Genomic DNA, 26,276 nt, shown 5'->3' with positions numbered 1-26,276 from the left:
CTTCAGTTACCTCCATCTTTCATCTTGTCTGCGTAGTTGTTCATCACGGTGACCAGGTTCCGCTGCGGACCTTCGAGCAGGCCCACGAGTTGCTGGAGCGGCGCTGCAAGAACGCCGACCAACTGGCTCTGGATCTGCTGCTTCGAAGGTAGCTTGGCGATGCGCACTAGCGCGTCCTCGCCGAGAACGCTCCCCTCCAGACGACCACCCTTGGATCTGGGCAGGTCTCTCGGGTGAGCCTTCGCGAACTCGGTGATGGCCTTTGCGGGCGCCACCACCTCGTCGCCGACGAGGACCAGGGCCGTTGGCCCTTGCAACGTCGCCTCGAACCCCTCGATGCCTTGCTCCTTGAGCACGACGTTGATGAGGGTGTTCTTGGCGACGAGGATCCTCCCGCCGGCTTCGCGCACGGCTGCGCGGAGTCGGCCTAGATCGCCGGCGGAGAGTCCCTGGTAGTCCACCAGGAAGAACGTCTTGGCGTCACCGAGCTGCTCTCGCAGCATGGAAACTGCCGCTTCGTTCCTGGGGTTTGCCATGGAAACCTTCCTAATTACTCACGAACTTTGTTCGGGGGTATGCCCTCGAACGTGCCGCGAAGCGCGTGCTGCAGTCCTCCCGTCGGAACCAACCTTCGGAATCTGCCTAACGCCTCGGCAGGATCTTTAAGCCTGGCGGCCCCTGCTGTCTCCAACGCCAGAGGTGCTTAGCTCGCGCTGCGCACCGGGATGCTTAGCTCATGCCTCGCTCGCGCCGCCGAGCGCTACGCGCACGCTGGGGCCCATGGTCGAGGTCAGGTGGATGGTGCGAAGGTACTGCCCGCGCGCGGACTCCGGCTTGGCCGACTCCACGGCGCTGCGCAGGGCGGCGAAGTTCTCCGCGAGTTGCGCGGCCTCGAAGCTCGCCTTGCCGATGGGTGCGTGCACGACGCCGGTCTTGTCGGCGCGGAACTCGATCTGGCCCGCCTTGAGCGCGCGCACTATGCCGCCGATGTCGGTGCCGACCGTGCCCGCCTTGGGGTTCGGCAGCAGGCCCCTGGGGCCCAGCACGCGTCCCAGCTTCGAGCCGATGGCGGCCATCATGTCGGGAGTTGCGACGACCGCGTCGAAGTCCATCCACCCGCCCAGGATGCGCTCGATGACCTCGGTGCCCCCTACGAAGTCGGCGCCCGCGGCCTCCGCCTCGGTTACGGCGTCACCCTGGGTGACGGCCAGGACCCGCACGCTCTTACCGGTGCCGTGCGGCAGCGCGACGGTCGCGCGGACGTTCTGATCGGACTTGCGGGGGTCGATGCCGAGACGGAAGTGCGCCTCGACCGTCTCGTCGAACTTGGCACTCGCCAGGTCCTTGACGAGAGCGGCGGCTTCCGCGACCGAGTACGTGCGGTCACGATCCACCTTCTCAGCGAGCTTACGGTAACGCTTCCCATGCTGTGCCATCAGCCGGGCTGCCCTTCGACGGTGACGCCCATGGAGCGCGCGGTGCCGGCGATGATCTTGGCGGCGGCCAGCTCGTCGGTGGCGTTGAGGTCGGCCATCTTGGCCTTGCCGATCTCGATGCACTGCGCCCAGCTGAGCTTGCCGACCTTCTCCTTGTTGGCAACGGGCGAGCCCTTGCCGACGCCGGCCGCCTTCTTGATCAGGTAGCTGGCGGGCGAGGTCTTGGTGATGAACGAGAAGGAGCGGTCGGCGAAGATGGTGATCTCGACCGGCACGATGGCGCCCGACTGGCTGGCAGTGGCCGCGTTGTACTCCTTCACGAACTGCATGATGTTGGCGCCGTACTGGCCCAACGCCGGGCCTACGGGCGGCGCCGGTGTGGCGGCCCCAGCTTGAAGCTGAAGCTTCACTATGCCGGCAATCTTCTTGGCCATGGTTCCTCCTTTGGCTCCCCCACGCACATGGCGAGGCGCGGGGTGCAGACGCGCGGTTGTCTAAGGCGCTTGATCCGTCAGCCGCCGAGCGGCAGCCGGCTCAGGCGCGCATGACCTGAGAGAAGTCGAGCTCGACGGGCGTCTCGCGGCCGAAGATGGACACGAGAACCTTCACCTTGCCGCGCTCGGGGTTGACCTCGGAGACGACGCCCGTGAAATCGGCGAAAGGACCCGCCGTGACCTGGACCATGTCGCCGACGTTGAACGTGATCCGCACCCTCGGGGCCTCGCGTTGCCCGGTGACGCCGATGGAGGTGAGCATGCGGGCCTCCTCGTCGGGCGAGAGCGGCACGGCGTGCGTGGCGGTTCCCACGAAACCGGTGACGCCGGGCGTGTAGCGCACTACCTCCCACGCCTCGTTGGGCTCGTCCGGGTTGTCGCCCAGGTCCATCTGCACGAAGATGTACCCCGGAAACAACTTCCGGACGGTCTCCTTCTTCTTGCCCCCACCGATGTGCTCCATCGTGGTCTCGACGGGCACGACGACCTGGTATATGGACTCGGCCATGCCGAGCGACTGCGCCCGGCTGAGGATGTTCTCCTTGGCTTTCTCTTCGTGTCCAACGTACGTGTGGACGGCGTACCACTCGATGCTCATGCGATGTCCTTTGGTTGCTGCCGAGCCGTCTGCGCTAGTGCGCCCGAGTGAACGGAGCGTGCGCCCGGCACTCGGCTGAGCCGACTCAGGTGATCAGACCCAGCAGGTTGCCTAGCGTGAGGTCGGCGACGAACAAGAAGAGCGCCGTGATGACGACGAACAGCAGGGTCGCCTGGGTCGCCTGGATGACTTCCTTACGCGACGGCCACGTGACGCGGCCCAGTTCGGCGCGCGAGTTCCTGAGGTAGCGGATGAAGCCCTTGAACACGGGGTTAGACCTTCACCTCTTTGTGAACGGTGTGCTTCCGGTCCCAGGGGCAGTACTTCTTGAGCTCGATCTTGCCCTGCGTGTTGCGCCGGTTCTTGTGCGAGGCGTAGTTGCGACGCTTGCACTCTGTGCACTCCAGAAGAAACTTGATTCGAACGTCACTGGCCATGCTGGCCTCCCAATCAGACCACGTAGCGTAACAGATTATCGAAGGCCAAGTCCAGGGGTGTGCCCTGGTTCGGTAGGTACCGGAGGCCGAGGATCTCGCCCAGCCGTTTCGCGTCCACCGCCTTGAAGGCGCGGCAGTGGACCCAAGCACGGCGCTTGCGGTCGGCGGTCGCGCCGCCCCGCGATTAGGGGTCTACTTGACGACGGTCGTCACGACACCCGCACCCACCGTACGACCACCCTCACGAATCGCAAACCGCAACCCCTCCTCCATCGCAATCGGCTTGATCAACTCAACCGACAACTCAACATTATCCCCAGGCATAACCATCTCCACCCCACCCGGCAAAGACACCACACCCGTCACATCAGTCGTCCGAAAATAAAACTGCGGACGATAACCAGAGAAAAAAGCAGAATGACGACCACCCTCCTCCTTCCTCAAAATGTACACACTCGCACCAAACACCGTATGCGGCGTAATCGAACCCGGCCGAGCCAACACCTGACCCCGCTCAACATCATCACGCCCCACACCCCGCAACAAAACCCCCACATTATCCCCAGCCATCCCCGAATCCAACGTCTTCCTATGCATCTCCACACCCGTCACGACACTCTTACGAGTATCAGACAACCCCACGATCTCAACCTCATCCCCCGTCCTCACCACACCCCGCTCAATACGACCAGTCGCCACCGTCCCACGACCCGTAATCGTAAACACATCCTCCACCGGCATCAAAAACGCCTTATCCACATCCCGCACCGGCGTCGGAATATAAGCATCAACCGCATCCAACAACTCCCACACCCCATCAACCCAAACATTCTCACCACGCGGCAACTTAGGCGACGCCACCAACGCCTCCAACGCCCGCAACGCCGACCCCCTCACCACCGGCAAATCATCCCCCGGAAACTCATACGCAGACAGAAGCTCACGCACCTCCATCTCCACCAACTCCAACAACTCCACATCCTCAACCATGTCAACCTTATTCAAAAACACCACAATAAACGGCACACCCACCTGACGCGCCAACACAATATGCTCACGCGTCTGCGGCATCGGACCATCAGCAGCCGACACCACCAAAATCGCACCATCCATCTGCGCCGCACCCGTAATCATATTCTTCACATAATCCGCATGCCCCGGACAATCAACATGCGAATAATGCCGCGCCGCAGTCTGATACTCAACATGCGAAGTATTAATCGTAATACCCCGAGCCCGCTCCTCCGGCGCCTTATCAATCGCATCATAAGACTGCACCTCAACCGAAGCATCAGCCGAACCCGCAGTAAACGTAATCGCCGCCGTCAACGTCGTCTTCCCATGATCAACATGACCAATCGTCCCAACATTCACATGCGGCTTCGTACGCTCAAAAACACCCTTAGCCATGATCCCGACTCCTTTTCGCGGCCCTCCTGACTGGAGAGACCAGCAACGTCCTGCCGTGACAGCCGGAGGGAGCCGCAGGGCGCTAAGCACGCTCGCGACTCTCCCCGGCACGCCGACTAGTTTTGGAGCTCGTGGACAGGATTGAACTGTCGACCTCTCCCTTACCAAGGGAGTGCTCTACCACTGAGCTACACGAGCCGAACGCAGCCGGAGGCTGCACTTGCTTCGGCCACAACCGCCTCACCCGGGGGCGCGGCGGTTGCACTGGAGCGGGAGACGGGATTCGAACCCGCGACATTCAGCTTGGGAAGCTGACGCTCTACCAACTGAGCTACTCCCGCGCCCTCGGGACCGAACTCACGGCGATCGGTCCTCGCGGTTCGCTTGTCCTTAGGCGGTGGGCGACTGGCGCACCCCCTAAGTTCGGCTGCCGGCGGTCACCTCGACCTATGCGGCTGGTGGGCAGGGCTGGATTTGAACCAGCGTAGGCTAAGCCAACGGATTTACAGTCCGTCCCCTTTAACCACTCGGGCACCTACCCGCGCCTTCGCACTTCCCTCGGCCTGCAGTTGGAGCCACCCATCGGAATCGAACCGACAACCTTCCGATTACAAGTCGGGTGCTCTACCGATTGAGCTAGGGTGGCAGCCACGCCGCGAACCCGGATAGGTAAGCTAGCACGCGCCGCATAACCTGTCAACTGACGTCCAGGACGCGCCTACTGGACATCCGAAGGGGCCGCTGCGCCGCCTTTCCGGGCGCCAAGGGCGGCCGCTCCAAGGCCGGCGAAGCAAGCGTAGTCCGCGGTCACACCCGCTGGGGCGCCCGAGTTGCTACCATGCCATTGTTTGGAGGCGGTCACTGATGGGAAGGATAGGCCCCGTAGGTATTCCGGAACTACTGATCATCCTCGCCTTGGTGTTGCTCATCTTCGGACCCAAGCGCCTGCCCGAGATGGCCAAGGGCCTGGGTCAGTCCGTACGCGAGTTCCGCAAGGGGATCCGCGACATGAAGAAGGACTTCGACGACGACGGCGAAGGCGACAAGCCCAAGGCCGCACCGGTATCCGCGGCCAGCGTCCCGGCGCCCGAGGCGCACGTGCCGGCATCGGAACATAGCTCTGGTCAAGCCTGACCTCGGCAGCCGGAGCGGGCCCGAGCGGCTGTGACACTCATAGAACATTTCGAAGAGCTGCGCAAGCGGCTCTTCATCGGCTTGATCGGCTGGCTGGTGGGTTCGAGCGTCGCCTTCGCGTTCCGCTTCGAAGTCCTCGACTGGCTGAAGGCGCCCCTGCCGGAAAGCATGACCCTCAACTACTTCACCGTGCTCGAGCCGTTCACGGTGTCCATGCAGATTGCGGCGTTCTTCGGGCTGGTCCTCTCCTTCCCGATAATCCTGGGGCAGGTATGGGGCTTCGTCGCCCCGGGCCTCTACGCCGAGGAGCGGCGCTACGCAGTGCCGTTCATCTTCTTCGCCGCGCTCGCCTTCGCGAGCGGGGTGGCGTTCTCGTACTACGTCGTGCTGCCGTTCAGCATCCCCATCCTGCTCTCGTTCCTGGGTGGCGAGGCCCAGGGGCTCCTGTCGATCGGACAGTACATCTCCACCCTGCTCATGCTCATGGCCATGTTCGGCCTGATGTTCGAGATGCCCGTGATGGGGTTCCTGCTCGCGCGCATCGGGATCCTCCGCCACGAGCCCCTCGTTCGCACCCGTCGTTGGGCGATCGTCATCGGTGTTGCCGCCGCGGCGGTCATCACGCCCACCGGCGACCCCTTCAACCTGGCCCTCGTGGCCGTCCCGCTGGTCGTGCTCTACGAGCTCACGATCTGGGTAGTGCGCTTCTCAGAGCGTAGGATGCTTCATGCAAGAGAAGATCCAGAGCCTACGGGCCCATATTGACGAACTGAACCTACAGATCTTGGGGCTCCTCTCGCGGCGGGCAACGGTGGCCGCCGAGATAGGTAGCCTGCAGAGCGCCATGGGCTCGTCCCAGTACGACCCGGTGCGCGAGCAAGCGATGCTCGACGCGCTGGTGGCGGCGAACGAGGGCCCCTTCGACGCCGCCACCATCAAGAGCCTCTTCAAACAGGTCTTCCAGGCCAGCATGCAGCAGAGCCAGCGCCAGGAGAAGCGGGCCTACCTCACGTCCCGCGCCGCCCATCAGGCCGACACGGTGGTCGAGGTGCGCGGCGTGCCGATCGGCTCCAGGCACGCTCCCGTCCTGATAGCGGGGCCTTGCGCCATCGAGTCGGAGGAGCAGGTCGAGGCGGTGGCCGCGCGGGTCGCTTCGCGTGGCGTGCAGCTCTTCAGGGGCGGCGCCTACAAGCCGCGGACGGACCCCTACTCCTTCCAGGGGCTGGGCAAGGAGGGGCTGGCGTTGGGCAGGGCCGCTTGCGACAAGCACGACCTGGCTTTCGTGAGCGAGGTCATGACCCCCACCGACGTGCCGCTCTTCGAGGAGTTCGTGGACCTGCTGCAGATCGGGGCCCGCAACATGCAGAACTACGACCTGCTTCGCGCGGTGGGCCGAAGCAGCAAGCCCGTCCTCCTCAAGCGCGGCTTGTCGGCCACCATCGAGGAGTGGCTCATGGCGGCCGAGTACCTGCTCAGCGCGGGGAACGGCAACGTGATCCTGTGCGAGCGTGGCATAAGGACCTTCGAGCAGTACACGCGCAACACTCTCGACGTCTCGGCCGTGGCCCTGGCCAAGCTCGAGAGCCACCTCCCCGTGCTCGTCGACGTCACGCATTCCGCCGGCCGTCGCGACCTCCTCGTCGCGTTGACCAAGGCAGGCCTGGCCGTTGGCGCCGACGGCATCATGATCGAGGTGCATCCGAACCCCGGCGTGGCGCTCTCCGACCAGAAGCAGCAGATCGACTTCGAGACGTTCGATCACTACCTGGAAGACACGGGCTATCACTCCAAGCTGAGCGAGAAGCGCGTCGAGCTTTACGGGTTCTAGCGGAAGGGGAAGCAGTTGGCTGGCCTGGATGACCTCTTCTCGTTCGTTCTCCGCGCGGTAGAGGTCACGCCGACCTACGTAGAGGAGCGTTGCCTGGTAGTTCGCAGCGGCAAGGACGCCTGCAGCGCCTGCCTCGACGCGTGCCCGCACGACGCCATAACGATAAGCACCAGGGTGGAGCTCGACGCCGTCGACTGCACCGGCTGCGGCCTCTGCATCCGCGCCTGCCCGAGCGAGGCGCTCGCCGACCCGGTCAGGCTCGAGCCGGCGCCCGCCCTGCGTTGTAGCGTGGTGGCCGGCGACGCCCCAAGCGTGCGCTGCCTGGCGCAGCTCTCGGGCCCCGACCTCGTGCGCCTTGCCGGCCCCAGCGAGTCGGTCACCCTCGCGCGCTCCGAGTGCGCCGGCTGCAAGGTCGGCGGCGCCGGCGTACCGGAGGCGCTGGCCGAGTCCGTTACGGACGCGAAGGCCCTACTGGCGTTACATGGCCGCGAGTTGCACGTGAACGTCCAGCAAGTGAAGCGGCTCGACGCGCCCGTGGCACAAGCCCGCGTGAGCCGCCGAGCGCTGCTTGGCGGAGGGGTTCGCAAGGCGGCCCAGGGAGTGGCGGGGGCGATTGCGCCGCTAGAGGCCTGGTTACCCGCCGAGGGTACCGCGGGCGGACCGGTGGAGGAAGCCGAGCCGCCGCCCGAGGCGGCAAGGCGCTACCGCATCGTGGCGGCCAGCGAGCCGGAGCCCCACGCCCTCGTGCCGTGGAGCCTGCCGCGAGTCGCGGACGGCTGCATCCTGTGCCCCGCCTGCACCCGCGCCTGCCCCACGAACGCCCTCTCGCGCGACTTCAGCGGCCCCCAGGGCGCCCTCATGCTCGACCCCGACCTGTGCGTCGGTTGCGCCGCGTGCGTCCCCGCGTGCCCCGTGAACGTCATGAGCATGGACGACGAGGTCACCTGGCAGGAGCTCTCCGGCGGCAAGACCGTGGCGTTCCGCGCGGGCGCAGACCGCCTGGGAACCGGCGCCCTCCCCCGCTGAGGCGCCCCCACGTCCGAGCCCCCACTCGGCTACTTGCGGGACTATTCTAACGGGGCCAGGGCGTAGACTTACGGCATGACCGTAAACGCTTGGGTACTCGAAGCGGTCGAGGAGGGTTCCCCCAAGGGGGTGACCCTGCGCAACGTGCAGTCGTACATAGACGAGCACCACTTCGAGGAACTCGCGGTGGATACTCTCGAGGCCGCGCTGGCTTCCCTGCTGGCGGCGGGTAAGGTTACGCTCGAGGGCGAGCGGTACTACCCCGCCAGGCGTACCTCGAAAGAGGACGCCATGAAGCAGCTCTTCCGGGACGGTTGATCAGCAGCCGTTCCCGACAAGGAGGCGGTCGATGACGACCCCGATAGCCAGCGGCAGCGCCCTGTCGCTGACAGACTTCTACGACGTCGACTCGTTGCACAGCCACGAAGAGCGCATGATCCAAGGCAGCGTTCGCGAGTACGTGCGCTCCGAGATCCTCCCTCAGATCGGCGGTTGGTGGCTAGAAGGCGTCTTCCCGACCGACCTCGCTCGGCGTTTCGGAGACCTCGGCGCGCTCGGGGTGACGCTTCCCGAACGCTACGGTGGCGCGGGAGCCTCGTACACGGCCTACGGGCTCGTGTGCAAGGAGGTCGAGTACGTCGACTCCGGCCTGCGCTCCTTCGTCAGCGTACAGTCGAGCCTGGTCATGTTCCCGATAGGCGCGTACGCTACCGACGAGATCAAGGAGAAGTGGCTTCCGCTGCTCGCCAGCGGCGAGGCCGTCGGCTGCTTCGGGCTCACCGAACCGGACGCCGGTTCCGATCCTGGCGCCATGCGCACGCGCTGCCGCAAGGTGGGCGACGAGTGGGTGATCATGGGCGTCAAGCGCTGGATCACCAGTGGGTCCCGCGCCGACGTCGCCATCGTGTGGGCCAAGGACGAGGACTCCGGCAAGGTCCTGGGGTTCGTCGTCGAGACCGACAGGCCGGGCTTCGAGGCCGTCGACATCAAGACCAAGGCGTCGATGCGGGCCTCGGTGACGAGCGAGCTCTACCTGGACGAGGTGACCGTGCCCGCGGGCAACCAGCTGCAGGTCAGCGGCCTGAAGGGCCCCCTGTCGTGCCTCAACCAGGCACGCTTCGGCATCGCGTTCGGGGTGGTCGGCGCCGCACAAGCGTGCTTCGACGAGGCCACGGCGTACGTCTCGGACCGCCCCGCGTTCGGCGAACCGCTCGCCGCCAAGCAGCTCGTTCAGTCTCGGCTCGCCGACATGCTGTCGGAGATCACCAAGGCGAACCTCCTCTCCTACCGCCTGGGCCGGTTGAAGGAGGAGGGCAAGGACCACCCGTCGCGGGTCTCGCTGGCCAAGCGCGACAACTGCCGCAGCGCCCTTGGTGTGGCCAGGGCAGCGCGCGACATGCTTGGTGGCAACGGCATCACGACCGAGTACGCCGCCATCCGTCACATGCTGAACCTCGAGACGGTGGCGACCTACGAGGGGACCGACGCGGTGCACACTCTGGTGCTCGGGCGCGAGATCACGGGCATCAACGCGTTCTAGCCCCCCGACCTGCTCCCCTCCTGAAACGAGGGCGGTGTCAGCGCGCCTCTATCAGGCGCATCGAGGTCGAATCGCCCTCGTCACCGTAGCGGCTGAAGCAGGGGAACGGCAGACCCTCGGCCAGGCCGAACTCCATGACGGAGTCCTCGTCCTCGAGCTCGAGCCTCACGACGACGCATTCCAGGCCGGCATGGGTCTCCGTGCGGTCCATGTAGACGGTGCCGATGCCCTCCTTGACGATGGGCTCGCTCCGGACGTGGATGTCTTCGCCCCCCAGCAGGAACGGCATCATGAACGCGGCCGGTCCGTAGAAGGTGAGGAAGGGCCCGAACATGAGCATCGCGCCCGCTCCCCCGCCCATGAACCCATCGGCGAGCTCGTCCGCCTCCACCCCGGTGGTCGTCACGGTCGTCACCGAGGTCGTGTCGTAGGTGCCGCCGACCTGCTTGTAGGAGTACTCGACTCGCAACGTCACTCCTGGCCCGAGGGAATCGCTTTCCATCTCGAACACGTAATGGTGGTCGCCCTCCGGGAAGGTGGTGTCCTCCCAGGAGAAAGCAGCCGCCACGCCTGCGAGCGCGAGCACGCAGAGCGCCATGGCTAGGGAGGAGAAACGGGAACGGTTCAAGATGTGCCTCCTGTTGTGGTGTGTTGTGGCACGCTGCGTTGGGACGAAGGCGGCCTCGGCACAAGTTAGCCCGAAATCCACACCAACGCAGATAAGATTTCCGATACTTTCGACACGCCCTCGGCGGGCGCAGCCGAGCAGGCCGCGCTCAGCGCTCACATCGCGATGAGGCGGGCGACCAGCAGGACCCCGGCGAGCATGCCGGCGCGCAGCAGGTGGTAGGGCCACACCACCTTGCCGATGACCAGCAGGGCGTTCAGGAAGGAGGCGACGTAACCCAGGACCGCGCCCGCCAGGAGGATCCACCAAGCCAAGCCGTCTCGAAAACCGTAGGCGACCAGGGCGACCATCAGGATCATCGCCGACAGGAGGAAGAGCCGCGCGACTACGGGCTTGCGCCGGCTGACCGCCCACGCTCCGAAGGCATTCACCAGGACCAGCGCCAGCGCCACCACCATCAGCACGACGTGCACGAGGTCAGTCTAGCCGGGGATCCATCAAGGTGTCGACAAGGTCGCGATCGGCCAGGAGCTCTTGCAGCGTGACCACCTCGAACGGCTTATGCGCGCCGCGACCGACGCGCCGCGCCAGCCAGGCGTCGGAACCCGAACCCTCGTCGACCACGAGGCGCAGCAGGCTGACGGCCGATCTGCGGCCCAGCATCCTGGCCGCACCCAGCACCTCCGCATCGCTATCGACGAGCCGCGCGTCCTCCCGCAGGCCCTCCTCGCGGAGTTCCTCCGGGTCGAGACGGTGTTGGCCGACCACGTGCTCACCCGGGCGGCTAGCCAGTTTCTCCAGTGCGTCGGTCACCAACCACGGCTGGCCGAGAAGCGCGACCGTACGTGTTTGGCCGGGGAGGCGGACCAGGTTCGGCGCTGCTACCCTGGGCGCCCGGGCGTACGGGCGCGTGCGGTCGAGGGCCCGGCGCACGAGCGCGGCGTCATGGAGCTGGGCCTGCATGAACTCGAAGGCGAGTGACTCGACCGACTCGTCGAACCAACTTGGAACGGCGGTGAGCGCCTGCATGCCCGGCAGCGTCGAGCGCAGGCTGCCCCCGAAGTCCATCACCCACGGATCCTGCCCCGCGCCGCGCGCCACTCGCGTCTCGCGTACGAGGCGCGGAACCACCAGGGCGTCGCAGTCCGCGAGCACCAGGGCCTGGGCGGCGGCCACGCGGAACGCCAGGGCGGGTACATGCGCCAGCTCCGGGGCGACGAGGCGCTCCCTGACCGCGCCCGGGTCCGCGAACACCGCGGTCAGCCCAGCGGACTCGACCAGCGCCTGCCAGAAGTGGCCGTAGCGGCGCCAGTTGAGTTGAGTGACGAAGCCCACCCGCACGAGCTGAGAGTCTAGCATCAGCGCCTCAGGAGCCCACCTAGGCCTCTGCAGCCACGGTGGCCGCCTTGGCTCTTGCGAGCGCCGCCTGAAGGGCGCGTGCCAGTTGCGCGGCGGCGTCCTTGTCGAGGAACTGGTTCCCGTTGCCGCACTTCGGCGACAGCACGCAGCGGGGGCAGCCGCCCTGGCACGGGCAGCGCTCGAGGAGCTGGGCGGCGGCCTCGAGCCACGAACCGAACACGGCCGCGCCCGCCCGCGCGTAGCCCACGCCGCCGGGGTGCCCGTCGTAGATGAAGACGGTCGGCTTCAGCGTACCGGGGTAGGTCGGGTAGGAGACGCCGCCCACGTCGGCGCGCTCGCACAGCACGAACGCGGGCAGCAGGCCAATGAGGCAGTGCTCCAGGGCGTGTAGCGCTGCAGGCAAATCAGCGGGAGCGGGGCCTCCGGGGAGGTCGACGGCCTCGAACCACAGCGCCTGCGTGTCGTAGGAGAGCTGCGGCAGGTCGAGTGCCCGCTCGTCGAGGATGGCCTCGCTGAAGTAGCGCTTGCACACGAAACCGGTGACCGTGTTGGTGACGCGCACCCGCCCGACGTGGACCCCGCGCGGCGAGTCCCCGAGCACGCCCGCCTGAGCCGCGTGCGCCGGCAACGGGCCCAGCACCTCGATCTCGGTCTCGGACCTCGGCTGCGTGTAGTAGTCCTCGATGTGAGGCAGGAGCCGGGCGACCCCGGCCCTCAGGTCGAGCTGGGCAACCAGGTACTGCTCGCCCCGGTGCAGGTAGACGGCACCGGGGTGGAGTTCCCGTAGCGCCGTGCCGAGGTCCGAGACCCCTAACGTGCGGCCGAGCCCGTCCTTGAGCCTGATCCGCTTCCCACCGCCGCCTCGCAGCTCGACACGCCTGTGAGGGTAGCGCCGAAGGCTGACGTAAGCGCCGTTGCCCAACCTCGCCAGGCCCTCTACCCCGTCCAGTTCCAGCCACGGTGCGACCAGCGGGTCCCCGGCGAGGAGCGGCGCCTCCGCGGCGGCGCAGACCACGTGCCGCGGGTGCAAGACATCGTTGAAGGGGTCGGCGACGGCGTCCTCCACGGGACCGTCGACGAGGGCGTCCGGATGCGTCAGGTAGTACTCGTCCAGGGGGTCGGCGCCGGGGATCAGTAGGGTGAGGGAGCGACCGCCGGCCCGGCCCGCACGCCCGGAGCGCTGCCACATGGCCATCTTGGATCCCGGGTAGCCGACCAGCACGACCGCGTCCACGCCACCGACGTCGATGCCGAGTTCCAGCGCGCTCGTGCTCGTCAGCACCGTCACGGCGTCCGAGCGGAACGAGTCCTCCAGGGAGCGGCGCGCCTCGGGGGTGTAACCCGCGCGGTAGCTCTCGACGAGTCCGGCCTGTTCCTCCCCCAGCAGGCCCACCGCGTAACGCCGCACCAGCTCCGCGCCCTTGCGCGAGTTGCAGAAGAAGATGCTCTTCACGCCCGCCCTGACGAACTCCGCGGCAAGCGACGCAGCCTCCGAGTTTGGCGACCGTCGCCTCTCCCCGCCGTTCTGCGCGGGCGCGCCCTTCACGGTGGGCGGCTGCCAGATGACGAACTCCCTGGCGCCCTGCGGCGCCCGGTCCTCGCCGATCAGCTCGAAGTGCCGGCCCACCAACCGCTGCGCATGCTCTGCCGGGTTACCGATCGTCGCCGAGGCGGCGATGACTCGAGGGTCGGCGCCGTAACCCCGGGCGATCCGCAGGAGCCGCCGCACCACGTTGGCCACGTGCGAGCCGAGCACTCCCCGGTAGGCGTGCAGCTCGTCGAGCACGAGGTACTCGAGCGCGCCAAGGAAGCGGGCCCAGGCGGCGTGGTGCGGCAGGATCCCGTAATGCAGCATGTCGGGGTTGGTCAGGAGGGCGCCGGCCCCGGCCCTGACCCCGGCGCGGCGCTCGGCGGCCGTGTCGCCGTCGTACAAGGCGACGCCAACCTCATCCAGCTCGGCGCCCATCGCGGCCGCCAGGCCCCGCAGTTTGAGGAGCTGGTCGGCGGCAAGCGCCTTCGTGGGGTAGAGGAGTAGGCTGGTCGCGCCCCGCTCCAGGGCGTCCAGCACGGGCAGTTGGAACGACAAGGACTTGCCCGAGGCCGTCGCCGTGGCCACCACCACGTCGCGGCCGGCCCCCACGGCCTCCAATGCCCGGGCCTGGTGCGCGTAAGGCCTGATGCCCGCGCGGCCCAGCAGCGGCGCGAACGGGCCCGAGTAGTCGTCCTCCACCGCACCCTTGCGCGGCGGGAAGAAGTGGTACGAGGCGACCTGCCCCTCGTAGCCGGGCAGCTGGGTCAGGAAGGCATGGAAGCTCGCTTGTGGGTCCTTGACCACCACCTTGGAAGCGTACCTTCGAGCGCGGTGCCAAGCAGTCGCGGACGCCGGACCCAGAACCCTCGGTGACCGGTGTTAGGATTCGGCCAAAGTCCGCCTAGGAGACCGGGAAGCCCGTGCAGACTGCACTTATCACCATCTTGTACCTCGCCGAGCTGCCGTACCTGTTCCTCATGGTCATGGTCGTCGTCGGCGCCCTGCGGCGCCAGCGCGTCGGACGCACGTCGGCTACGCCCAGCGTCAGCGTGATCCTGCCCGCCCGCGACGAGGGTCCGACGCTGCCGCGAACCCTCGCCTCGCTGGCCGCCCAGCGCTACTCGGGCCGGCTCGAGTTCGTGGTGGTGGACGACCGTTCCCGGGACGACACGCGAGAAGTGATCGAACGCTTCGCGGCCTCCGACGAGCGCTTCAAGCTCGTGAGCGTCCAGCGGCCCAGTCGCAGGCTTGCGCCGAAGGTGAACGCCGTGGACCACGGCATCAGGGCCTCGAGCGGCGAGCTGATCGTGGCCACCGACGCCGACTGCGTCCACGACCCGAACTGGGTTGCCGGCATGGCGTCTTACTTCGTCGACGACGTGGTGATGGTGGCCGGTTACGTTTCCACCAGCCGGCCCGGCGAGGCGAGGACACTGCTGCAGCGCTTCGAGTCCGTCGACTGGTTCACGCTCATGCTCGTTTCGAGGAGCCTCACCCGCTTCGGGTTGAAGTACGCCAGTAGCGCCAACAACCTCGCCTACCGTCGTTCGGCCTTCGACGCCGTGGGCGGGTTCGGCGCGGCCGGCAGGGCCCCGAGCGGCGACGAGGACCTCCTTACCCAGAAGCTGGGCGCCCTCCCCGGCGCCAGGCTCGCCTTCGCGGACGCCCTGGAGTGCCGCGTAGTCACCACCGGCGTCAAGACCGCGCCCGACCTCGTCAGGCAGCGGCGCAGGTGGGTGAGCCGCTACCATCACGTCCTGCACTACCACCTCGGGTTCCTGGCCGGGATCGCCGTGCTGGGCCTGCAGAGTGTGCTGTTGACGGCGGCGGCCTTGCTGTCCCTGCTGGTGCCCGGGATCCTTCCCTGGGTCCTCGGAGTCTGGGGCGTGAAGGTCGCCATCGAGTTCGTCGGCATGGGCGTCGGCACGCGCCAGTGGGGGCGGCGCGACCTCTGGGGGTTCACCACGCTCTGGTGGTCGCTGCTGCACCCCCTCTTCATCGCGCTGGCCGTGATCGGCTCCTTCCTGAAACCGAGCGCCTGGCATGCGGGTGCCGACGGCTACCGCACGCGCTTCTTCCAGCGGCGCCTGCGCGAGTTCAGGCGCCGGGTGAAAGAAGGCGCCGTCCGACCTTGAGGCCCGGCCGGGCCGCGGTGGCGACGGCGCCCGCGTTCCGACGTCGCGTGCGGGCGCCAGGCCGCGGCACCGGCCGGTGCTACACTGAGCGCTACTTGCGTGCCTACCGGCCTGGCCTAGTTGGCGCGCTTCCCGGAGGCAGAACATGAAGGTCATCATCCTTGGCGGAGACGGCTTCTGCGGCTGGCCAACCAGCCTGCACCTGAGCAACTTGGGGCACGACGTCCTGATCGTCGACAACCTCTCCAGGCGCAACATCGACAACGAGCTGGAGGCCGGGAGCCTCACCCCCATACAACCCATGGGCGTTCGGATCGCCGCCTGGAAGGAGCGGACGGGCAAGGTCATCCGCTTCGTCAACTTGGACGTGGCCCAGGACTACGCCGGCCTGCTCGCCCTGATCGAAGCCGAGCACCCGGACGCCGTGGTGCACTTCGCCGAGCAGCGCGCCGCGCCCTACTCCATGAAGAACAGCCGCAACAAGCGCTACACGGTCGACAACAACGTCAACGCCACCAACAACCTGCTGGCGGCGGTGGTGGAGAGCGGCCAGGACATCCACCTGGCGCACCTGGGCACCATGGGCGTTTACGGCTACGGCACCGCGGGCATGAAGATCCCCGAGGGTTACCTCAAGGTCGAGGTCACGACCGACGACGGTAAGAGGGTGCCGCAGGAGTTCCTCTACCCCACCAACCCCGGCAGCATCTACCACATGACCAAGTCGCTCGATCAGATCCTGTTCGCGTACTACGCGAAGAACGACCGGTTGCGCATCACGGACCTGCATCAGGGCATCGTCTGGGGCACGAACACCCCCGAGACCAACCTCGACGAGCGCCTCATAAACCGGTTCGACTACGACGGCGATTACGGCACCGTCCTCAACCGCTTCCTGATGCAAGGTGCCGTGGGGTTCCCGCTGACGGTGCACGGCACGGGCGGGCAGACCCGGGCGTTCATCCACATCACCGACACCGTGAAGTGCGTGCAGCTCGCCCTCGAGAATCCGCCGCAGCGCGGCGACCGGGTGAAGATCCTCAACCAGATGACCGAGACCCACCGCGTGCGCGACCTGGCCACGCTCGTGGCCAAGCTCACGGGCACCAAGGTGGCCCACACGCCCAACCCCCGGCGCGAGGACGCAGAGAACGAGCTCTTCGTGCGCAACGACCTGTTCTTGAGCCTGGGGCTGGAACCCACCACCCTGGAGGAGGGGCTGCTCACGGAGGTGACCGAGGTGGCCCACAAGTACGCGGACAGGGCCGACCTGTCGAAGATCCCGGCCACGAGCACCTGGACGCGGGAGAACCAGCCGGGAGACCCAGCGCTGGTCGAGCCGGAAGCGGTCGGCTAGGCCTGACCGGCCCGGCGACGGCATGAAGATCGCGCTCTTCACCGAGGTCTTCCTGCCGAAGGTCGACGGGGTGGTCACGCGCATAACGCGCACCCTCGAACAGTTCGCGGTCCTGGGCCACGAGGTCCTCGTCTTCGCGCCGCACGACCCACCCGAGTCTTACGCGGGCCACCGCATCGTGCGGGTTCCGGCCCTACCGTTCAGGCCGTGGTACCCGGAGCTGTTCCTCGGCCTTCCTCGTCCCAGGCTGGGCCGCGAACTCGACCGTTTCCAGCCGGACGTCGTTCACGTCGTCAATCCGGTCGTGTTGGGGCTGTGGGGAACGGCCCTGGCGAAGCAGCGCAACCTGCCCCTGCTGGCGAGCTACCACACCGACATCACGCAGTACGCGCTGCACCTGAAGCTGCCCATCCTCCAGCAGCCCTCGCGGCGCTTCCTTCGCGACGTCCACAACCAGGCGCACGTGAACCTCTGCACGAGCGTCCCCATGGTGAAGTCGGCGCGGGCCTTGGGGATACGCCGCGTGCGCCTCTGGCCGAAGGCGGTGGACACGGACCTCTTCCGCCCCGAGCGCCGGACCAAAGCCATGCGTGAGCGCCTCACGGACGGGAACCCCGAGGCTCCCCTGATGACCTACGTGGGTCGCCTGTCGTTCGAGAAGCGCCTCGACTGGCTGCTCGGACCGGTGACGCAGCTACCCGGGGTGCGCCTGGCCCTCGTGGGCTCCGGACCGGCCGAGGCCGAGCTGAAGCGGCGCTTCAAGGGCACCAACACCGTCTTCACCGGCTACATGGGTGGCCTCGAGCTTGCCGCCGCCTACGCCAGCTCGGACGTCTTCGCGTTCCCCTCCGACACGGAGACGCTCGGCTTCGTCGCCATGGAGGCCATGGCCTCGGGCGTGCCGGCCGTGGGCGCCCGCGCCGGCGGCATCCCGGACGTCATCCAGGACGGGGAGAACGGCTTCCTCTTCACGCCCGGGGACTTGGGCGACCTGACGCAGAAACTGCGGACGCTGCTCTTCGATCCCGCCACCCGCAAGCGCATGGGCGCGAGGGCGCGGGCCGACATGCAACGCTTCGGCTGGCAAGCGGCCACGGAGGCGATGGTGGACTTCTACGACCTGGCCATCAAGGTGCGTCACCGCTTCGACCCGCCTAGCGTCTACTGAACCTCACGCGAGGCCTATGTTAGAAGCGCGGCACGATCACGGGTACTTCGCCGTGCCTAAGGACGTCGACCTTGGCCCTGAACACCCGCTCCACGGTGCCGGGTTGCAGCACCTCACCTGGCGCCCCCTGTGCCACCACGGCTCCCCCCGCGAGCAGCGCGAGCCGGTCGCAACTCCGCGCGGCCAGGTTGAGGTCGTGGATGACGAGCATCACGCCCACCCCGGCTGCAGCCTGGGCGCGCGCGTAGCGCAACAGGTCCACCTGGTAGCGCAGGTCGAGGTGGCTGGTGGGTTCGTCGAGCAGCAGGTAACTCGGCTCTTGCGCGACGGCGCGGGCGAACACGACGCGCTGCCGCTCGCCGCCCGAGAGCGTCTCCACGAAGCGCTCGGCGAAGGCGGTCGTCTCGGTCACCGCCATGGCGTGCTCCACCGCCTCCTCGTCGCCGCTACGGAACGTGCCGAAGAGCCCCAGGTGAGGCGCGCGGCCCATGGCCACCACCTCACGGACGCTGAAGCCCTCGGGGACCTCCGGGGCCTGGGCCACGAGCGCGACCTCGCGGGCGAGCCCCAGGCGGGAGAACCTGGTCAGCGGCACCCCGTCGAGCAGGGCCACGCCCGCGCTGGGCCGCACCATGCGCGTGAGGACCCGCAGCAGGGTGCTCTTGCCGGCGCCGTTGGGCCCGACCACGCCCACCACCTCACCCGGGGCCACGCCCAGGCTCACCGAGTCCAGCGCCTTGGCACCTCCCCTGCCGTACTCCACCGAGACGCCGTCGAGCTCCAGGCCTGCCCTCACGCCGGCCCTCCCCGGCGCCGCAACAACCACAAGAAGAACGGGCCACCGACCAAGGAGGTGACGACGCCGACCGGCACCTCGACGGGCGCGATCACCATGCGCGCGAGTAGGTCGGCCAGGACCATGAACGCGGCCCCCCAGAGCGCGGCGACGGGCAGGAGCCGGGCGTGCGGCCGCCCGAGCGCGAGGCGCGCCGCGTGCGGCACGATAAGGCCCACGAAGCCGATGACCCCCGCCACGCTGACGGCGGCCGCGGTCACGAGGGTCGCGACCCCCAACAGCAGGAGTTTCATGCGCTCCACGTTCAAGCCGAGCAACGCGGCGCCCTCTTCCCCTAGCTGCAGCAGGTCGAGCGCGCGAGCGAAGGCGCCGACAAGGAGCATGGCCGGGAGCGCGAAGAGCGCCATCATGCCGACCCGGTGCCAGCTGGAGAAGCCGAAGCCGCCCAGCAGCCACGAGAGGATCCCGGCGGCCTGTTCCCGCGCGGCCACGAGGAGAAAAGAGGTTCCGGCGGTGAACAGCGATCCGACCACCACGCCGGCCAGGATGAGCCGGACGGTAGGCACCGCGCCGCCCTGCCTGGCGAGGAAGAGCACGAGTGATACCGTGACAAGCGCGAAGGCGAACGCCACCAGCGGCGCCCCGAGGCGCGCCAGCAGCGGGACCGAGGCGCCGAGCGACATGACCAGGACGGCCCCGAAGCCGGCTCCACTCGCCGTACCGATGAGGTACGGCTCGGCGAGCGGGTTGCGGAACACTCCCTGGAACACCGTCCCCGCCAGCGCCAGGGCGGCGCCGACGACGGCGGCGAGGACGACCCGAGGGAACCGCAGCTGCCAGACGACGCGGTCGAGGGCCTGCAACGAGTCGCCCCGCAGGCCTTTGAGAGCCGCTCGGGCGACCTCGGCTGGTCCCACACTGACGCTGCCCAGGCCGACGGCCACGATCATGACCGCCAGCAACGCCACCACCGAGGCGCTCAACACCCAGGCCAACCGCGGCCTGACGCGCCGCCGACGAGGCTCCGCCGCTACGGTCATGCGTCCCCGCTACTCAGAACTTGTCGGGGTGGAAGAGGGTCGCGAGCAGTCTCACGGCCTGACCGAGGCGCGGGCCTGAGCGGCTGAGGATGTCCGCCTGGTCGACGTCCAGCTCGTAAACGCGGCCGGCCGTCACGGCCCGCAGACCGCCCCAACCGGGCCTCGCGGCCACGTCGGCGACCGACACACCGAAGGGGGCGTCGGTCAAGACGATGACCTGGGGGTCCTGCAGGACCACGAACTCGGGGTCGACCTGCGGGAAGTCGCCCATGGCGGCTGTGACGATGTTCGTGCCGCCGGCGGCCGACACCAACTCACCCATGAACGAGCCTGGTCCGACCGAGTACGGGGTGGGATCGAGCTCCACGAAGACGGTCGGGGCGCTGACGCCTCGCAGCACGGCGGCCACCCCGGCGATCTCGCCCTGCAGCCGCCCCACGAGCACGGCCGCCTGGGCCTCACGGTCCAGCATGGTGCCGAGGGTGCTCAAGAAGGCGTAGGTTTCGGCCACGGTCTGGGGCGAGCCCGCGTAGACGGGCACGCCCAAGCGGGCCAGGCTCTCCTGCAGTCCGCCGTACTCGTCCACCAGCACGAGGTCGGGTTCCAGGGCGACGATCGCCTCCAGGTCGGGGGCGAACCCGTCCCCGAGGCCGGGCAGGGCGCTCACGGCCGCGGGGTAGTTGCTGGCACGGTCCACTCCCACCAGCGACTCGCAAGCGCCGAGCGCGCACACGCTCTCGGTGTGGCTGGGCAGCATGCTCACCACGCGAGCGGGCGCCGCGTTCAGGGTCAGCTCGTGACCCAGTTCGTCGACCACCGTGAGCGGGTACGACGAGGCGAACACGGCGCCCACCTGCAAGAACAGGGCGACGACGGGAACTAGCAGGCGCCTAGACATGTGGCTCTCCTTCGGCCTGCGTGGTTGAGGGGATGCTATCCGAGGCGATGGTCGTGCCCCTGCGGGCCTTCGACCCTACCTCCCTCGTCCGCGCAAGGGGTGCAGTGAGGTTCGCTCGTCGGTGTTCGGACTCGTCGACCCGGCGGCTGCAGCTGGGCGACTTACCGTTGCGGGACAGTGCCGGGTTCTCACCGGCTTCCCCGACTTGGCGACCGCCCGCACTCTACGGCCGGCTTCGGTGGCTGTCAAACCAGGATGGTAGGCTCCCGTGCGTGACGCAGTTGTTGAGGGTCGACCAACTTCTGCCGCCGGCCCCGCCTTCTCTCAAGGACCTGCGGCCCCCGCGCCGCTTCGCGGGAGTCGCGTTCGAGACGTACGAGCCACAGCACCCCACCCAGGCGGCCGCCCGCGACCTCCTGCGCGAGTTCGTCCTGGGGCGGCCCTGGCGGCATCGTCCGCGGGCCGCGGCAAGGCAGCGGGCGTCCAGGCACCATGCGCCAAGCTGGTGGCCCTGGCCCCTCGCCAAGGCGGAGCCCGGCGCCGGCCTCTACCTCGACGGCGGCTTCGGCGTGGGCAAGACCCACCTGCTGGCGGCCACGTACGCCGCGGCCGACACGCCGCACAAGCGCTACCTGAGCTTCCAGGAACTCGTCTACCTGATCGGCGCTATGGGCATGCAGGCCGCGCATACCGAGTTCGCCGACTCCGAGCTGCTCTGCATCGACGAGTTCGAACTCGACGACCCCGGCAACACCCTCATCGTGAAGACGTTCCTGGCCGCGCGCTTCGCGGCCGGCACGGCGGTCGTGACGACCTCGAACACGCCGCCGGAGGCCCAGGGCCAGGGGCGCTTCAACGCCGACGACTTCCGGCGCGAGATCCAGTCGCTGGCCGCCTCGTTCCAGGTGGTGCCGGTGGACGGCCCCGACTTCCGCGAGCGCACCAGGCGCGGCGAGTGGTTGACGGAGGCCGAGCTGGTCAGGCGAGAGCGCGACGAGGCGGCGCCCGGACCGCGCCTCTCGCTCACGTGGCACGAACTGCTGGAGTTGCTACGGAGCATCCACCCGACGCGCGTCGGCGGGGTACTGGCACAGGTGGGCAGCATCTACCTCCACGGCGTGGAACGCCTGGCGTCGCAGAACGATGCGCTGCGCTTCGTCCACTTCATCGACAAGGCCTACGACCGCCAGGTGGTCTTGCGCGCCAGCGGTGAGGGGCCGCTCATGGACGTCTTCGACGTGGCCTACCGCGAGGGCGCGTACGCCAAGAAGCATCACCGCTGCCTCTCGCGCTTGGCCGAGTTGCTGGGCGAGGGCGCACCCGAGGCCGGCGGGCCCGGGAGGGCGCCAGCCCTGGAAGTGGCGGCCTCCCGCTAGGCGCCACCCTCCAACCACCCCTCCAGGTCGCGTGCCAGGGCGGCGCTCGCTCCGGCGGGCCCCATGCGCTCGGCGCCCGCAAGGCGGGCATTCTCGTGCGCCACCGGGTCGTGCCACAGGCGCACGAGGGCCGCCGCTACCTTCTCGGGCGCAGGCTCGCAGGTCGTCACTCCTCCCCCCAGGAGGCGCGCCTGATTGGCCACGAACTCCGCCGTGTAATCGGGCGGCAGCGGGAACACCAGCAGTGGCAACCCCACGCCCACCGCCTGCTCGTTGGCGGTGCCGGCCGTGCCCAGCGCCACGTCGGCGCTCCGGAGCACTCCGGCGAACCTGTCGCTCACCCACCAGAGGCGGGTGGCGCCGCGGCGCCAGGCGGCGACCACGCCCGGGGTATCGACCACGTCGGCCTCCCAACCGGGTGGCGGGGCGGGGCAAGGGCCCAACGTCCATGCCACCAGGGCGAGCGCGCCCGGCACGCGTTCGATGGCCGCGATCATGAGCGCGACGCTGCGCACCGCGTACGGGCGGCTGCCGGGGAGCAGCGCCACCCTGGGCCCCGCCGGCGACGCTTCGGCGCCTTCCAAGGGCGCCGCGTCGAGGCCGTCCATCATGGGGTTCCCAAGGTACGCGGCGCGAGTGACTCCGAGTTCGCGCAGCCTGGCCGCCGTCGCCACGTCGCGCGCGTACACCCTGTCGGCTCGCCGCATGAGTAGGAGTTCCGGCGCGCGGAACGATTCCATGAACCAGCGGCCCGCGGAGCCGCCCCGGTGAGCGTGATGCACCGACACCAAGGTCTGCAGCACGCGCCGGGGAGAGCGGACCAGGCCGGCCATGAGTTGTGCGTAGAAGTCTCCCACCACGAACACCGCGCGGGGCCTGGCCCTGGCGAGCCAGTAGGCCTGCTTCAGCGTGAGCCCGATGAGCCCCGCTCGCAGGTCGGCCCACAAGTAGCGCCAACCGTGCAGCGTCACGCCCCCCGAGGGCAGTGCGCGCCGGGGGCCCACCAACGTCGCGCCCGCGTCGGCGAGCGCCCTGCCCTCGCCGACGATGGGCAGGGCCTCCACGCGCAGCCCGGGGGAGCGCGCCAGCAGCGCTTCTATCACGCGCCCTGCCACGACGTCCTCGCCGTGCCCGTTGGCGACGACCAAGAGCGCCTCGCTACGGTTCATGTCTCTGGCAGTGGTGGGAGCGGGCCCTCGCCCCAGGCGAGCTTGTGGCGCAAGACGTCGAACGCGGTGCGTCTGCCCGTCGAGACGAGGCAGAGGCCTCGCGGCGCCGCGGTCACGAGGAGGGTGTCTCCGACCTCGAGGTCGACCCGCTCCTGGCCGTCGATCACCATGGCTATCTCGTCCGACCTGGTCAGGACCTCGAGCCCGATCTCGGCCGAGCCGGGCAGCACGATCGGCCGGTTGGTGAGGCTGTGTGGCGCGACAGGCGTGACCACGAGGGCGCGGAGCCCGTGATCGATGATGGGGCCGCCGAGGGAGAGGGAGTACGCCGTGGAGCCGACCGGGGTGGAGACGACGAGGCCGTCGGCCCTGTACTCGGTCGCGTAGGCGCCGTCGACTCGCATGCGGACGCGCACGAGGCGCGTCATGACCCCTTGGGAGAGCATGACGTCGTTGAGCGCGTGCCACACGCCGGGCCGGCCCTTGATCCTGACTTCGAGCATCATCTTCTCGCGGATCGGCCAGGCCGGGGCGCGTTCGGAGGTCGCGTAGGCCAACGCCTCCTCCGCGCCGAACTCGGCCAGGAACCCCAGCTTGCCCAGGTTGACCCCCATGAGGGGCACTTCGAGTCCGGCCAGGCGCCGGGCCGCTGCCAGCAGTGTGCCGTCGCCGCCGACCGACACGGCGAGGTCCGACAGCTTCGCCCGCGGTTCCAGCCGACCCGTACCCACGAAATCGTAGATCACGGTCGCTCCCGCGCGCTCGAGGAGCTCGCCGAGTTCGCGCGCCAACGGGTGCGCCTCGGGCTTGTGCTTGGTGCTGGCGATCACGACGAGCCTCAACTCGGGGGCCGCCATGGTGAAGTGGCGCGACTCGCTCAAGTGTTGACCGTCCTGGCGGGTAGCACGCGGAGGACGGCCGTCAGCACCTGCTCCACGACCTCCACCAAGGTCAACGGGCCCGTGTCGATGACCACGGCGTCGGCGGCGGGCACGGATTGGCGCTTGTCGCGCTCGTCTCGCCTCGAGAGTTCGGTCGCGATGGCCTCCACGCCCGTCGAACGCTCCCCGGCGCGTCGCTTCGCCCGCACGGCGGGATCGGCGGTGAGGTAGAATTTCGCCAACGCGCCGGGGAACACGCTCGTCCCCATGTCGCGTCCGTCGATGACGAAGGAGCCGCCCATCTCACGCAAGCGGTCGTTGACCCAGGCGCGAACCCGCGGGTGCTTGGCTACTACCGACACGCTCGCGTCGACCGCGTCGGTATGCAGCTCGTCGGTCACGTCGCGCCAATCGACGGTGACGCGGTTACCGCCCGCTTCCGGGTGCAGCCGCACGTCTTGTTCCGCGAGCAGCGCGAGTATCGCGCCCTCGTCGGCTACGTCGATCCCCTGCCTCAAGGCCACTAGGGTCGCGCCGCGGTATAGCAAGCCGCTCGACACGTAGGCTATGCCCAGCCGCTGCGCCAACAGCTTCGCGGCACTCGACTTCCCGGAAGCGGCGGGGCCGTCGATGGTGATCACCACGCGAGCCCCGGGCTGAGCGTCGAAGCCGCCGCTAGACCCCGCCGGGCCGCCGACCGTCACGCCAGCCGACCCGAAAGGAAGGCAAGGAAGTCATCGAAGAACCTCGGGTAGGTCTTGGAGACGCAGCCAGGGTTCTCGATGAGCACGTTGGGTAGACGGGCACCGGCCACGGCCAGCGACATCGCCATGCGGTGGTCGCCGTAGGTCTCGAGGATCACGGGGGCCTCCGGGGCGCTTACCAGCGGGTGAACGAGAAGCTCGTCGACGCCCTCGTCGACCCTGGCACCCAGCCGCGACAGTTCGCTGGCCATCGCCGCCAAGCGGTCGGTCTCCTTGATCCGCAAGTTGCCGACGTTAGTGATCCGCACCGGAGCGTCGGCGAACAGCGCCACGACCGCGAGCGTCTGGGCCTGATCGGGCATGTCGTTGAGGTCGAAGGTCTGACCCCCCCGCAGGCGACCACCGCGGGGTCCGCGCACGGTGACGTGTTCGGCGCTCCGCTCCACCTCGCACCCCATCTGCTCCAACACGTCAGCCAGCCGCGCGTCGCCCTGGCGCGTGTCGCGGCCGAGGTTCTCGATGCGCGCCCGCCCGCCCGAGACGGCGGCGGCCGCCCAGAAGTAGCCGGCGGCCATGGCGTCACCCTCCACGGGGTAGTCGCGGGCCTCGTAGCGCGACGGCACGACATGGAACGAACGGTAGCCCTCGCGCTGCACGCTGACCCCGAACCTGCGCATCAGGTCGAGTGTCATGTCGATGAACGGCTTCGACAGCAGCTCGCCGTCCACCTGCAGCGTCAGCGGGCCGCGAGCATACGGTGCCGCGAGCAGCAACCCGGAAAGGAACTGCGAACTGCGATCGCCCCGCACCCGCAGGGTGCCGCCGGCAAGGCCGCGTGCGGCGATCACCACGGGCGGGCAACCGTTCCCGGCCTCGCTGCGGGCATGGCCGCCGAGCTCGTTGATGGCGTCAATCGTCTCCTGGATGGGGCGTTCGCGCATGCGCGCGTTGCCGTCCAGGCGGAACTCGCCGTGCCCGAGCGCCACTACGGCCGCCAGGAAGCGGAGGCTCGTGCCCGAAAGGCGCAGGTCCAGCTGGGCGGACCTGGCCGGCAGCGTGCCGCCGGCGCCCTGCACCCGTAGTTCGTCGGCGACGGCTTCCACTCGAACGCCGAGGCGTCCGAGCGCGCGGAGCATGACCTCGGAATCCTCGGCGACGAGCGCCCCGCGGATGGTGGTGACGCCGTCGGCCAGGGCGGCCACGACGAGGGCCCTGTTGGTCAGGCTCTTCGAGCCGGGCACGCGGAGCGCGCCACGCGCGGCACCCTGAGGTCCTACGTTCACGGTCGGCGGGAGGCGCAACATCAGCAGCGCCAGGATACACCGCCGTTA

The 26,276-nt window shown here is 68.4% G+C and carries 28 protein-coding genes, 4 tRNA genes and 1 riboswitch; of the genes, 10 read left to right on the top strand and 22 right to left on the bottom strand.

The genetic code is table 11. The features are described 5' to 3' along the window. Positions 1-2: 2 nt before the first annotated feature. From rplJ to ROY82_03905, 11 genes are all read right to left on the bottom strand, one after another. Entirely contained in the window at positions 3-536 is a 534-nt protein-coding gene (rplJ, locus tag ROY82_03955; protein ID MDT3681620.1) for a 50S ribosomal protein L10, read from the bottom strand. 198 nt (positions 537-734) lie between these two features. Beyond that, positions 735-1,436 carry a 50S ribosomal protein L1 gene (rplA, locus tag ROY82_03950; protein ID MDT3681619.1) on the bottom strand — a complete coding sequence of 234 codons (702 nt, stop codon included), beginning with the start codon at positions 1,434-1,436 and terminating at the stop codon, positions 735-737. After that, on the bottom strand, positions 1,436-1,870 hold the full coding sequence (gene rplK, locus ROY82_03945) for a 50S ribosomal protein L11 (GenBank protein MDT3681618.1): 435 nt from the start codon (positions 1,868-1,870) through the stop codon (positions 1,436-1,438). The genes rplA and rplK overlap by 1 nt, the downstream gene beginning before the upstream one ends. A 100-nt stretch (positions 1,871-1,970) precedes the next feature. Then, positions 1,971-2,528 (bottom strand): transcription termination/antitermination protein NusG, encoded by a 558-nt coding sequence (nusG, locus tag ROY82_03940; protein ID MDT3681617.1) that lies wholly within the window; start codon positions 2,526-2,528, stop codon positions 1,971-1,973. 85 nt (positions 2,529-2,613) lie between these two features. Further along, entirely contained in the window at positions 2,614-2,796 is a 183-nt protein-coding gene (gene secE, locus ROY82_03935) for a preprotein translocase subunit SecE (GenBank protein ID MDT3681616.1), read from the bottom strand. A 4-nt stretch (positions 2,797-2,800) separates the two neighbouring features. Next, a complete protein-coding gene (gene rpmG, locus ROY82_03930; GenBank protein MDT3681615.1) occupies positions 2,801-2,965 on the bottom strand; it encodes a 50S ribosomal protein L33 in 165 nt (54 codons plus the stop codon). 192 nt (positions 2,966-3,157) lie between these two features. Next, positions 3,158-4,375: an elongation factor Tu gene (tuf, locus tag ROY82_03925; protein MDT3681614.1), complete on the bottom strand. Its 1,218-nt coding sequence runs from the start codon at positions 4,373-4,375 to the stop codon at positions 3,158-3,160. 123 nt (positions 4,376-4,498) lie between these two features. Beyond that, positions 4,499-4,573: transfer RNA gene (locus tag ROY82_03920), tRNA-Thr, on the bottom strand. 67 nt (positions 4,574-4,640) lie between these two features. Then, positions 4,641-4,716: transfer RNA gene (locus ROY82_03915), tRNA-Gly, on the bottom strand. A gap of 115 nt (positions 4,717-4,831) precedes the next feature. Next, positions 4,832-4,916, bottom strand: a tRNA-Tyr gene (locus ROY82_03910). A 29-nt stretch (positions 4,917-4,945) separates the two neighbouring features. Then, positions 4,946-5,021 (bottom strand) — tRNA-Thr (locus ROY82_03905). Between the two features lie 218 nt (positions 5,022-5,239). Between ROY82_03905 and ROY82_03900 the strand changes: the two genes are divergently transcribed. The 6 genes from ROY82_03900 (at position 5,240) to ROY82_03875 (ending at position 9,903) form a co-directional block, all read left to right on the top strand. Further along, complete coding sequence (locus tag ROY82_03900; GenBank protein MDT3681613.1) at positions 5,240-5,509, top strand: twin-arginine translocase TatA/TatE family subunit; 270 nt, start codon at positions 5,240-5,242, stop codon at positions 5,507-5,509. Positions 5,510-5,539: 30 nt separating this feature from the next. Next, the gene (tatC, locus tag ROY82_03895; GenBank protein MDT3681612.1) at positions 5,540-6,274 is read left to right on the top strand and encodes a twin-arginine translocase subunit TatC; all 735 of its coding nucleotides are present in this window, start codon (positions 5,540-5,542) and stop codon (positions 6,272-6,274) included. Beyond that, a complete protein-coding gene (locus ROY82_03890; protein MDT3681611.1) occupies positions 6,237-7,337 on the top strand; it encodes a bifunctional 3-deoxy-7-phosphoheptulonate synthase/chorismate mutase in 1,101 nt (366 codons plus the stop codon). Before tatC ends, ROY82_03890 begins: the two co-directional genes overlap by 38 nt. Positions 7,338-7,352: 15 nt before the next feature. Next, the gene (locus ROY82_03885; protein ID MDT3681610.1) at positions 7,353-8,363 is read left to right on the top strand and encodes a 4Fe-4S binding protein; all 1,011 of its coding nucleotides are present in this window, start codon (positions 7,353-7,355) and stop codon (positions 8,361-8,363) included. A 75-nt stretch (positions 8,364-8,438) separates the two neighbouring features. Beyond that, positions 8,439-8,681 carry a hypothetical protein gene (locus ROY82_03880; GenBank protein MDT3681609.1) on the top strand — a complete coding sequence of 81 codons (243 nt, stop codon included), beginning with the start codon at positions 8,439-8,441 and terminating at the stop codon, positions 8,679-8,681. A gap of 31 nt (positions 8,682-8,712) precedes the next feature. Further along, positions 8,713-9,903 carry an acyl-CoA dehydrogenase family protein gene (locus ROY82_03875; GenBank protein MDT3681608.1) on the top strand — a complete coding sequence of 397 codons (1,191 nt, stop codon included), beginning with the start codon at positions 8,713-8,715 and terminating at the stop codon, positions 9,901-9,903. Positions 9,904-9,940: 37 nt separating this feature from the next. Here ROY82_03875 and ROY82_03870 read toward each other — a convergent pair whose 3' ends face one another. The 4 genes from ROY82_03870 to ROY82_03855 all read right to left on the bottom strand — a co-directional run bounded on the left by ROY82_03870 (position 9,941) and on the right by ROY82_03855 (position 14,228). Further along, positions 9,941-10,531 carry a hypothetical protein gene (locus tag ROY82_03870; GenBank protein MDT3681607.1) on the bottom strand — a complete coding sequence of 197 codons (591 nt, stop codon included), beginning with the start codon at positions 10,529-10,531 and terminating at the stop codon, positions 9,941-9,943. A 155-nt stretch (positions 10,532-10,686) separates the two neighbouring features. After that, positions 10,687-11,004 carry a hypothetical protein gene (locus tag ROY82_03865; GenBank protein MDT3681606.1) on the bottom strand — a complete coding sequence of 106 codons (318 nt, stop codon included), beginning with the start codon at positions 11,002-11,004 and terminating at the stop codon, positions 10,687-10,689. A 4-nt stretch (positions 11,005-11,008) separates the two neighbouring features. Then, positions 11,009-11,890, bottom strand: a complete 882-nt coding sequence (locus tag ROY82_03860; GenBank protein ID MDT3681605.1) for a hypothetical protein — start codon at positions 11,888-11,890, stop codon at positions 11,009-11,011. A gap of 19 nt (positions 11,891-11,909) precedes the next feature. Further along, positions 11,910-14,228 (bottom strand): DUF1998 domain-containing protein, encoded by a 2,319-nt coding sequence (locus tag ROY82_03855; GenBank protein ID MDT3681604.1) that lies wholly within the window; start codon positions 14,226-14,228, stop codon positions 11,910-11,912. A gap of 113 nt (positions 14,229-14,341) precedes the next feature. Here ROY82_03855 and ROY82_03850 point away from each other — a divergent pair, with 113 nt between their 5' ends. The 3 genes from ROY82_03850 to ROY82_03840 all read left to right on the top strand — a co-directional run bounded on the left by ROY82_03850 (position 14,342) and on the right by ROY82_03840 (position 18,081). Further along, the gene (locus tag ROY82_03850; GenBank protein ID MDT3681603.1) at positions 14,342-15,556 is read left to right on the top strand and encodes a glycosyltransferase; all 1,215 of its coding nucleotides are present in this window, start codon (positions 14,342-14,344) and stop codon (positions 15,554-15,556) included. A 145-nt stretch (positions 15,557-15,701) separates the two neighbouring features. Beyond that, the gene (locus ROY82_03845) at positions 15,702-16,913 is read left to right on the top strand and encodes an NAD-dependent epimerase/dehydratase family protein (GenBank protein ID MDT3681602.1); all 1,212 of its coding nucleotides are present in this window, start codon (positions 15,702-15,704) and stop codon (positions 16,911-16,913) included. A gap of 22 nt (positions 16,914-16,935) precedes the next feature. Beyond that, complete coding sequence (locus ROY82_03840; protein ID MDT3681601.1) at positions 16,936-18,081, top strand: glycosyltransferase; 1,146 nt, start codon at positions 16,936-16,938, stop codon at positions 18,079-18,081. Positions 18,082-18,100: 19 nt separating this feature from the next. On the opposite strand, the gene ROY82_03835 is transcribed toward ROY82_03840, so the two are convergent. From ROY82_03835 to ROY82_03825, 3 genes are read right to left on the bottom strand one after another with little or no spacing between them, the layout of a single operon-like run. After that, positions 18,101-18,877, bottom strand: coding sequence for an ABC transporter ATP-binding protein (locus ROY82_03835; GenBank protein ID MDT3681600.1), 777 nt, complete (start codon positions 18,875-18,877; stop codon positions 18,101-18,103). Beyond that, complete coding sequence (locus ROY82_03830; protein ID MDT3681599.1) at positions 18,874-19,917, bottom strand: iron ABC transporter permease; 1,044 nt, start codon at positions 19,915-19,917, stop codon at positions 18,874-18,876. Before ROY82_03830 ends, ROY82_03835 begins: the two co-directional genes overlap by 4 nt. A gap of 13 nt (positions 19,918-19,930) precedes the next feature. Further along, positions 19,931-20,815, bottom strand: coding sequence for an ABC transporter substrate-binding protein (locus tag ROY82_03825; protein MDT3681598.1), 885 nt, complete (start codon positions 20,813-20,815; stop codon positions 19,931-19,933). Positions 20,816-20,913: 98 nt separating this feature from the next. Further along, a riboswitch (cobalamin riboswitch) is annotated at positions 20,914-21,052 on the bottom strand. A gap of 35 nt (positions 21,053-21,087) precedes the next feature. On the opposite strand from ROY82_03825, the gene zapE reads away from it, so the two are divergent. Next, complete coding sequence (gene zapE / locus ROY82_03820) at positions 21,088-22,191, top strand: cell division protein ZapE (GenBank protein ID MDT3681597.1); 1,104 nt, start codon at positions 21,088-21,090, stop codon at positions 22,189-22,191. Here zapE and ROY82_03815 read toward each other — a convergent pair. From ROY82_03815 to aroA, 4 genes are read right to left on the bottom strand one after another with little or no spacing between them, the layout of a single operon-like run. Beyond that, complete coding sequence (locus tag ROY82_03815; protein ID MDT3681596.1) at positions 22,188-23,360, bottom strand: lipid-A-disaccharide synthase-related protein; 1,173 nt, start codon at positions 23,358-23,360, stop codon at positions 22,188-22,190. The two genes, zapE and ROY82_03815, sit on opposite strands and share 4 nt — an antisense overlap. Continuing rightward, positions 23,357-24,241, bottom strand: a complete 885-nt coding sequence (locus ROY82_03810; protein MDT3681595.1) for an NAD(+)/NADH kinase — start codon at positions 24,239-24,241, stop codon at positions 23,357-23,359. Before ROY82_03810 ends, ROY82_03815 begins: the two co-directional genes overlap by 4 nt. Continuing rightward, the gene (gene cmk, locus ROY82_03805) at positions 24,238-24,945 is read right to left on the bottom strand and encodes a (d)CMP kinase (protein MDT3681594.1); all 708 of its coding nucleotides are present in this window, start codon (positions 24,943-24,945) and stop codon (positions 24,238-24,240) included. Before cmk ends, ROY82_03810 begins: the two co-directional genes overlap by 4 nt. Continuing rightward, positions 24,942-26,249, bottom strand: a complete 1,308-nt coding sequence (gene aroA, locus ROY82_03800; GenBank protein ID MDT3681593.1) for a 3-phosphoshikimate 1-carboxyvinyltransferase — start codon at positions 26,247-26,249, stop codon at positions 24,942-24,944. Before aroA ends, cmk begins: the two co-directional genes overlap by 4 nt. Between the last annotated feature and the right edge of the window lie 27 nt (positions 26,250-26,276).

The organism is Truepera sp., assembly GCA_032027045.1.
In the GTDB taxonomy this organism is placed as follows: domain Bacteria; phylum Deinococcota; class Deinococci; order Deinococcales; family Trueperaceae; genus JAAYYF01.
The sequence above is the reverse complement of the archived record's forward strand: the minus strand, read 5'-3'. Positions and strand labels throughout refer to the sequence as shown.

Coding starts and splice junctions, on each gene's coding strand:
- ROY82_03825 (MDT3681598.1), bottom strand. CDS start 20,815: ATGTCTAGGCGCCTGCTAGTTCCCGTCGTCGCCCTGTTCTTGCAGGTG.
- ROY82_03860 (MDT3681605.1), bottom strand. CDS start 11,890: ATGCTAGACTCTCAGCTCGTGCGGGTGGGCTTCGTCACTCAACTCAAC.
- ROY82_03900 (MDT3681613.1), top strand. CDS start 5,240: ATGGGAAGGATAGGCCCCGTAGGTATTCCGGAACTACTGATCATCCTC.
- ROY82_03815 (MDT3681596.1), bottom strand. CDS start 23,360: ATGAACCGTAGCGAGGCGCTCTTGGTCGTCGCCAACGGGCACGGCGAG.
- rplA (MDT3681619.1), bottom strand. CDS start 1,436: ATGGCACAGCATGGGAAGCGTTACCGTAAGCTCGCTGAGAAGGTGGAT.
- rplK (MDT3681618.1), bottom strand. CDS start 1,870: ATGGCCAAGAAGATTGCCGGCATAGTGAAGCTTCAGCTTCAAGCTGGG.
- ROY82_03845 (MDT3681602.1), top strand. CDS start 15,702: ATGAAGGTCATCATCCTTGGCGGAGACGGCTTCTGCGGCTGGCCAACC.
- ROY82_03880 (MDT3681609.1), top strand. CDS start 8,439: ATGACCGTAAACGCTTGGGTACTCGAAGCGGTCGAGGAGGGTTCCCCC.
- nusG (MDT3681617.1), bottom strand. CDS start 2,528: ATGAGCATCGAGTGGTACGCCGTCCACACGTACGTTGGACACGAAGAG.
- rpmG (MDT3681615.1), bottom strand. CDS start 2,965: ATGGCCAGTGACGTTCGAATCAAGTTTCTTCTGGAGTGCACAGAGTGC.
- ROY82_03840 (MDT3681601.1), top strand. CDS start 16,936: ATGAAGATCGCGCTCTTCACCGAGGTCTTCCTGCCGAAGGTCGACGGG.
- ROY82_03875 (MDT3681608.1), top strand. CDS start 8,713: ATGACGACCCCGATAGCCAGCGGCAGCGCCCTGTCGCTGACAGACTTC.
- ROY82_03830 (MDT3681599.1), bottom strand. CDS start 19,917: ATGACCGTAGCGGCGGAGCCTCGTCGGCGGCGCGTCAGGCCGCGGTTG.
- tuf (MDT3681614.1), bottom strand. CDS start 4,375: ATGGCTAAGGGTGTTTTTGAGCGTACGAAGCCGCATGTGAATGTTGGG.
- rplJ (MDT3681620.1), bottom strand. CDS start 536: ATGGCAAACCCCAGGAACGAAGCGGCAGTTTCCATGCTGCGAGAGCAG.
- aroA (MDT3681593.1), bottom strand. CDS start 26,249: ATGTTGCGCCTCCCGCCGACCGTGAACGTAGGACCTCAGGGTGCCGCG.
- ROY82_03890 (MDT3681611.1), top strand. CDS start 6,237: ATGCAAGAGAAGATCCAGAGCCTACGGGCCCATATTGACGAACTGAAC.